Below are 7,254 nucleotides of genomic sequence, written 5' to 3' on the forward strand. Positions count from 1 at the left end.
CAATATTATTTTACGATTAATACATCAGTAGGTAAATCCGATAAGATGTATTCGAGGTCATGAGGAAAAATACGATCGAGTAAACTCGTTTTTTGGGGGGCATTCATGACTAGCAAGTCTGCCCGTTTAACTTTGGCGTAATGCCCAATACTGTATCCCCGCTTTCCGAATATACTTTGGGTTTTTACGATGGTATCACCGATATTTACTCCTGCGAGTTCCCGCTGTATTCGTTCGTTCTCTTGGTGAGTCATATTTTCTTTCGCCACTGTAGCTTCTTGAAGTGTTTTATCGTCACAGACATTCACCTTAAGGGCTTTTTGGTCTATTTCATCAACGATGGTAACGCGTTTACATCCGAGGTGTCTAGAGACGTAAAAAGCGGTTTGTAAAGTCTTCTGAGTATCGTGGTTTTCGAGTCCATTGACAACCATGTGATTGCAAGGAACGCGTTCAACTGAAGGTTTTATAAATAGCAATACGGAGCAAGGAGACTTTCGGGTGATTTTACGAGCTATAGACCCTACGTAATATTTGTATAGGTTTTCGCGTTGCAAAGCACCGATTATCAAAAGGTCAGCACGCAGTTCAGTTGCGGTTTCTATGATTACGTTTGCCGGATCACCATCTTGCCAAATGGCTGTGAATTTCGCTTTCATTAGAGGAGCGCTTTTCAACAGGGTTTCTAACTCTTTTTCTTTCGCTGTTGTTTTGACGCCAACATGTACTCCGATGAGTTCAGCATTAAAGGTGTTGGCTAATCGTATGGCTTCAAAAAAGTTAGCTTTTAGGTTAGGGGAAAAAGCAATTCCAACAATAATCTTGTGAATCAAAATATTAAAAATTTAGAGTTCGAATATAAAATTTTATTGTAGTTTTAAAAAATATACTTAAACAAGCGTAATAAAAACTTTATGATTGAACTTGCAGGAATCATTATTTTAGGGATACTTGCCCAATGGGTGGCGTGGAAGTTTAAAATTCCCGCTATTTTACCTTTAATTTTAATCGGTTTATTGGTAGGTCCGATAGCCGCAGAATTTTTTAGTAATGATGGGAGTAAATGGATAGAACCCATATGGAATGGAAAGAATGGATTGTTTCCGGGAGAGGGACTGTTTTATTTTGTGTCACTGGCCATAAGTATCATACTTTTTGAAGGTGGATTGACACTGAGAAAAAGTGAAATAGCCAATGTAGGGCCAGCTATCTCAAAATTAATTACGTTGGGAGCAGGAGTTACCTTTGCTATTGCTGCCATAGTTGCGCATTATACCTTTGATTTAGGATGGGAAATATCCATGCTGTTCTCTGCGTTGATCATCGTAACAGGACCTACAGTAATTTCTCCAATTCTGAGAAATATACCTTTGAAAAAAGACGTCGCTGCCGTACTTAAATGGGAGGGAATACTCATTGACCCTATTGGGGCATTAGCCGCAGTATTGGTGTTTGAGTTTATCAGTGTAGGTGGAGGTAGTGGTTTTACCAAAACTGCTTTGATGGAGTTTGGTAAAATTTTACTCTTTGGATCTACCTTCGGATTTACCTTTGCTCATGCCTTGATTTTTATCATCAATAAAAAACTAGTACCACATTACTTGCTCAATGTCGTATCATTATCACTAGTACTCTTCGTGTTTGTATTGTCAGATTTGTTTGCACATGAATCTGGACTGTTATCGGTAGTAGTGATGGGAATGGTAATCGCCAATAGCAACCTGAAAAGTTTTGATGAACTGTTGTATTTTAAAGAATCGTTATCGGTATTGCTGATTTCTATTCTTTTTATTCTACTCGCGGCCAATATGAACATAGATCAGCTCCTTTTGGTATTTAACTGGAAAGCGTTGTATTTATTTGCTGCTGTAGTGTTTGTGATCCGACCATTAGCAGTATTTCTGAGTACTTATGGTTCAACGCTGAAACTCAACGAGAAATTATTTATCAGTTGGGTAGGGCCACGAGGTATTGTGGCTGCAGGGATTGCTTCTCTTTTTGGGACCAAATTGATGAAGCAAGGTGTAGAAGGGGCGGAATATATCACCCCGTTGGTGTTTATGATTGTGCTAGGAACGGTATTACTGAATGCTACTACTGCCCGTTTGTTTGCAAAAATCGTGGGAGTTTTCTTAACGCGATCAGAAGCCATTGTAATGATTGGAGCTTCAGATGCAGCGCGTGTGATAGCAAAGTATTTAATAGGTAATGGTCGAAGAGTAGTGCTCCTCGATCAGAATAAAAGTTATATTGAAGAGGCGAGAAATTTAGGAATTGAAGCCTTCGATATTGATATATACAACGACACCATTGATGATGATGCAGAGTTAAATGACGTAGGGTATTTGATTGCCATGACGGGAAGTGATGAAGTAAACAAATACGCGATTAATCAGTTTTCAGCCATTTATGGTGAGCGAGGAACGTATCGACTGGCTTCACAGAACGAAGCACGTGAAAAACAGTGTGAAAATGAAGACATGTTGTTTACGCCAAATGACGACTATATCAATTTGAATGAAAGTGCGCGTGACTATCCGTCTATTCACGAGGCACCGGTGAAGTCGTTCGATGATTATCAGGAGAAGTTGAATTTGATAACTGCGGAACGCAAAGCAATTCCGTTGTTCTTAAAGAACTCAAAAACATTAGCAGTGATACCTGAAGTGGAACGCAGCAGTGTTCATGAAAATGACAGCATTGTATACCTAGGGAAAAAGGTTACTTTTGATTAAAATATTGGGCTCTTGTAGCCCTAGCATCTTCGAGAATGCTATTGGGGTACTCATTTGATTTGAGTACTTCGATAGCATTACTTTTTTGTAAGATTCCTTCTTGTAATTTGTAATCGAAAATAAGACCTCCACCGGCAACAGACTCCTTAAAATGATAGGGTAGGTACCCGTAGTTTTTTAGTAGAGATGTCAATTCTAAATCGTGTGTTGCGGCAAATACTGTATGTTGTGTTTGGTTTAGGTATTTTAAGATGGCAAAGGCAGCAGAAACTCGTTCAGCAGTGTTGGTTCCTTTTAAAAGCTCATCTAAGACAAATAAACAAGGTCTATTGCCATCAGCGGCTTCGAGCAAGGTTTTAACAGTTTGGACTTCGGCCAAAAAATAACTTGTGTTTTCTTGTATATTATCGCTAATGCGAATCGACGATAGTACCCTGTAAAAAGGAGCACGGTAGCTCGTAGCAAAGGCAAAATGAAATCGCTGTGCAAGCAAGGCGTTAACGGCAACTGTTCTGATAAATGTAGTTTTTCCTGACATGTTCGAGCCCGTGAGCAGAACACTGTCTCCTTCCAATTGGAGGCTGTTGGTTACGGGGTTTTCAAGCAGTGGGTGGTACAAGTTTTTTATAGCCACTGTACGTTCGGTAAAAACGGGCATACAGGTACTCGTATCTTCCGCGAGTACTGAAGCGATGGCTAATGCGCTGTCAATCTCCCCTAAAAAACAAAAGAGGTCATCTAAAGACTGTTGTTGAGTACTTAGGTCTTTGGTAAAGCTAAAGAAAGCTAAGTATTCTATGTTGAACAGTATCTTGATAATTTCGGAAACCATCCAAAAGGCAAATAAAAATTCATTATCAATATGATTTTCAAAAGCGATAAATTCTGTCTTTAATTTCATCTTCTCCAACTTGGAAAAGCAAGGCGTGGTTCCGAAATGCTTGGAAATAAGCTCGTTTTTGTAGAGTGATTTAGCAATGCGCAGGGCTTTGTTTAGTTGGGTAACCCCGTTCAGATAGTAATGCAAATTGCTTTTGTTAGCGTAGTGCACAACGGTATTGATAGCTAAAATTGGGATAAGCCCCAGACTCAAAATCGGCATAAAAAAACTCCCGACCAGCAATGCCATGGTGAATACAGTCATCACTTGGATGGCAAGATGATATTTTGAAGGTTTAATGGGAGCTCCGTGAATCAGTTGCTCGAAATAATAAACCTTGGAATGTCCGAGTTCTGATAGCGCTAGCTGGCAATTGATTGCGAGTTCAGGTTGCTTGCTAAATGCAGTTCTGAGGGTATTAAAGTGCTGCAGTTGTTGAGCAGAGCCTTCGGTTCTCAACAGGTAGTACAAATATTGAGTACCTATTTTAGAACGTGTTTTATTAAGGCGAATAAAAACGTCGTGTAGGTCTAAATCGTCAGTTACCTGATCGCTTACACGAATTGTCGTACTGTTTTTAGAGGTGGATTTATGCTCAAAATAAGCTCGAACTAAAGAAAAGTCGATAAGGTTGTTCTTAACAGGTTTGCCCCAAGTACGATGCAAAACACGTCGTAGTTTTCTATACCGTTTCTTTTTGTCGTATCTGCTGTAGAGGTACGCACAAAGTATTAAAACAAAGGTTCCAAAAAAATAATCCATAGCCTGTGATATAGTTATTGGTAGTAGTTCCTTTGAATATGTTACAGCAAGACACTAACATTTTATAAATCTAAACCAAAGGTGGACTTCAATTGTGCGATCATCGGATTTTTCTCCTTTAGTTTTTCGAACTTTTCATGCGGGGTATAAGCAAACTTTTTTTCTTCAACTGCATTGACGGTAACTTGGATATCAATACCGTAGTTGTTGAGCTTTTCGCGCACAAAGCGCAGTAGTTTGGGTTTTCCTTTTTGAAGTTGATTTTTCATCAATTCATTAGGAACAGAAAATAATACCTTAAAGTTTTCTAACAATTGTGGTTCTCCTGAAGCAATCACAGCGGCGATGCTGCGTTCTCCCATGTCTTGAAGTTTAAAATAGTACTTTCTCCAAGCATCTTTTAACTGGTCGTGGGTAAACGGTGTTCTCGGGTGGTTGTCGTAATTTTCCTCATCATTACCGCCTTTAAATTCCTTCTTTTGGTGAACATTCTTCAAAGAAAATGCCGAAGTACGACGTTTGATGTTCTTAAGCAAAGGAGGTCTATTGGTTTCCTGAACAGTTTGATTAGGAGCTTCCTGTGTATTGGTAACAGGGACTTTAACGGCTCCTGCTGCTTCCTGAATGACATCAGTAACTGCTTTCGTAGGTACTTTTGCCTTTGTAGGGACTAGCGCCGTGAAAAAGGTAGCCGGTATTATGTAGTTGCTAGATTTTTTTTTTGCTCCATCAAAATTGATAGAGGCAATTTGCATCAAACAAAGTTCAACCAGTAGGCGTTGATTTTTACTTCCTCGATATTTAAGGTCACAATCATTGGCTTTGTCTATGGCCTGTAGTAAAAATTGCAGTCCAGTTTTACTTGCCTGTTCCAGGTATTTCTTTTTGGTACTATCCCCAACTTCGAGCAAACTGATGGTAGCCGTATCTTTAGCAACTAATAAATCGCGGAAATGACTTGCCAATCCTGTAATGAAGTGCTGTCCTTCAAATCCTTTGGCTAAAACTGCATTGTAGGCCATTAAAACCTCCGGGATTTTATTTTCAACTAATAAATCGGTCATTTCGAAATACACGTCGTAATCTAAAACATTGAGGTTTTGAGTAACGGCTGCTCGTGTTAGTTCAGTTCCAGAAAAACTTACAACGCGGTCAAAAATAGAAAGCGCATCACGCATGGCACCATCTGCTTTCTGCGCAATGATGTGTAAAGCATCATCGTCAGCGGTTATTCCTTCTCTACTACAAATGGTTTTAAGGTACTCTTTGGCGTCCAGTACACTGATTCGCTTGAAATCAAAAATTTGACACCTTGAGAGTATCGTCGGGATGATTTTGTGCTTTTCGGTGGTCGCTAAAATAAAAATAGCATGAGCGGGTGGTTCCTCTAAGGTCTTCAGAAATGCGTTAAAAGCGGCCTGTGAGAGCATGTGTACCTCGTCAATAATATAAACTTTGTATTTTCCTGTTTGAGGGGGAATACGAACTTGATCAGTTAAGTTTCTAATATCGTCAACAGAGTTATTCGAAGCAGCATCTAACTCGAAGATATTGAATGCAAAATCCTCATCTTCACTATTGCCAGCATCTTCTTGATTAATACGCTTCGCCAAAATACGAGCACAGGAAGTTTTACCCACACCTCGAGGTCCTGTAAATAACAAAGCCTGCGCTAAATGATTGTTTTTTATAGCATTTTCAAGGGTATTGGTGATGGCTTGCTGCCCTACCACATCTTCAAAGTTTTGAGGACGATACTTTCTTGCTGATACGATAAAATGTTCCATTGAGCTCTATTATTTACTAAGCAAAAATAGAAAACAACCTTTCAATTCACAAAGAAATTAATTGAGGAATCTAGAAAGTTGTGAACATTTGTTGAGTGCCAGGAACTTGGCGATTGAAGAATGGTGGTACTACCTTGTGCGGTAGCGCTATTTCAGTACTTGACAGGTAACTCAGGAACTACATTACTTTGGGTCGTGTTTTTTTTTAGGGACAGTGCTACTGTTTACTTTATGTTTCACGAGGGGGTTACCTTGTTTTCTTTTTCGATGTTTTCTTTTGTCTAGCGATCAATGTTTCTTTTTAGGGACGGCTTATCTGTTCGGCGCTGTTTACTTTATGTTTCATTGACACTTCAAAGATACGATGGCAGTTCGGTTGTTTTATCGGTATTTGGATGAGTGGCAATTAGCTGTCGGTGAATGGGAAAATAATAACGTTTATTATGAATCTATATTCTTAAATACTAAGCAGGGAGTAGAGACGAGGTGAATTACTGAGGATAAATAAAGTTTCAAAAAATAAGTTGGATAGGATTTGGAGTGCTCACTGTGTAGGTAGAGCTGCCGATGAGGCAAAAGTATTGTATATGTGATAAGAGGTAAGGTTAAACTTGAAATTCGTGTTTCTTTTTAGGGACAGTGCTACTGTTTACTTTATGTTTCACGAGGTTGCTACCTTGTTTCCTATTTCGATGTTTTCTTTTGTCTAGCGATCAATGTTTCTTTTTAGGGACGGCTTAGCTGTTCGGCGCTGTTTACTTTATGTTTCATTGACACTTCAAAGATACGATGGCAGTTCGGTTGTTTTATCGGTATTTGGATGAGTGACAATTAGCTGTCGGTGAATGGGGAAATAATAGCGTTTATTATAAACCTATGTTCTTAAATACTAAGCATAGAGTAGAGACGTGCTGAATTACTGAGGATAAAAAAAGGTTCAAATAATGAATTGAATAAGATTTAGGAATGTTAATTGTGCCAGGTGGATCTGCCTAGGGGGCAAAAGTATTGTATATGTGATAAGAGGTAAGGTTAAACTTGAAATTCGTGTTTCTTTTTAGGGACAGTGCTACTGTTTACTTTATGTTTC

At 39.0% G+C, this 7,254-nt stretch carries 4 protein-coding genes; 1 reads left to right on the plus strand and 3 read right to left on the minus strand.

Annotation, left to right across the window (positions count from 1 at the left end; translation table 11 throughout):
* Positions 1–5: 5 nt before the first annotated feature.
* Positions 6–833 (minus strand): universal stress protein, encoded by an 828-nt coding sequence (locus tag ACKTS5_RS08405; RefSeq protein ID WP_408043421.1) that lies wholly within the window; start codon positions 831–833, stop codon positions 6–8.
* An 81-nt stretch (positions 834–914) separates the two neighbouring features.
* Between ACKTS5_RS08405 and ACKTS5_RS08410 the strand changes: the two genes are divergently transcribed.
* Positions 915–2,735 carry a cation:proton antiporter gene (locus ACKTS5_RS08410; RefSeq protein WP_408043422.1) on the plus strand — a complete coding sequence of 607 codons (1,821 nt, stop codon included), beginning with the start codon at positions 915–917 and terminating at the stop codon, positions 2,733–2,735.
* On the opposite strand, the gene ACKTS5_RS08415 is transcribed toward ACKTS5_RS08410, so the two are convergent.
* The gene (locus ACKTS5_RS08415) at positions 2,722–4,377 is read right to left on the minus strand and encodes a MutS-related protein (protein ID WP_408043423.1); all 1,656 of its coding nucleotides are present in this window, start codon (positions 4,375–4,377) and stop codon (positions 2,722–2,724) included. The genes ACKTS5_RS08410 and ACKTS5_RS08415 overlap by 14 nt on opposite strands.
* Before the next feature lie 62 nt (positions 4,378–4,439).
* Positions 4,440–6,164, minus strand: coding sequence for a DNA polymerase III subunit gamma/tau (gene dnaX, locus ACKTS5_RS08420; protein ID WP_408043424.1), 1,725 nt, complete (start codon positions 6,162–6,164; stop codon positions 4,440–4,442).
* Positions 6,165–7,254 lie beyond the last annotated feature (1,090 nt).

Source organism: Tenacibaculum litopenaei (assembly GCF_964514025.1).
In the GTDB taxonomy this organism is placed as follows: domain Bacteria; phylum Bacteroidota; class Bacteroidia; order Flavobacteriales; family Flavobacteriaceae; genus Polaribacter; species Polaribacter litopenaei.